The sequence below is a fragment of the Brevibacterium sp. 91QC2O2 genome (genome assembly GCF_024580695.1).
Classification (GTDB): Bacteria; Actinomycetota; Actinomycetes; order Actinomycetales; family Brevibacteriaceae; genus Brevibacterium; species Brevibacterium moorei.
This window is the reverse complement of the sequence record NZ_JANIJY010000066.1, coordinates 1-476: the sequence shown is the minus strand read 5'-3', so window position 1 is coordinate 476 and position 476 is coordinate 1. Positions and strand designations below refer to the sequence as shown.

At 56.5% G+C, this 476-nt stretch carries 1 protein-coding gene; it reads left to right on the top strand.

Features of this window, described 5'->3' with window-relative positions:
• Positions 1 to 476: hypothetical protein (locus tag NQ036_RS15440; protein WP_257060019.1), on the top strand; the 476-nt coding region annotated here is incomplete at both ends.

Sequence of the window (476 nt, the reverse complement as noted above, 5' to 3'; positions counted from 1 at the left end):
ACTCTGGGGCCATCACCGGAATTTTGCCAATCACTACCGATGGCCGGAGAAAATTAAAAGACTCCTTTCTGCCACCCCCATCACGCGCGCTGATGGCACTTACCGTGTCACCGGACTACTTCCACAACGCTATGGCGTTCATTTAGTTGGCTTTCCCTATGGCAACCGCGCCCCTGCTGGTTGGCTGCCGCCAGCTCGTGTGGAGAGATACAGAGGAGTCACCGCCGTCGCGAAGCAAACTCGTCAGGCACCTGATATTGTGCTGCGACGCAGCGCTTTGATTCGAATCCGCACGCTCGACCGCGACACAGTCGTTCCAGTGGAAGGGGTAAGGTGGGTTGGTTTCAATGAGGATGAAACCAAGGGTGCTCTCACAGCCATGTCAGTGGATGCGCACCGAGGCAGGCGTCGGATGAAGGATTACCGTTTCACGGCAGTCACCGATAAAAACGGCACCTGCACTTTGAGCCTGGACG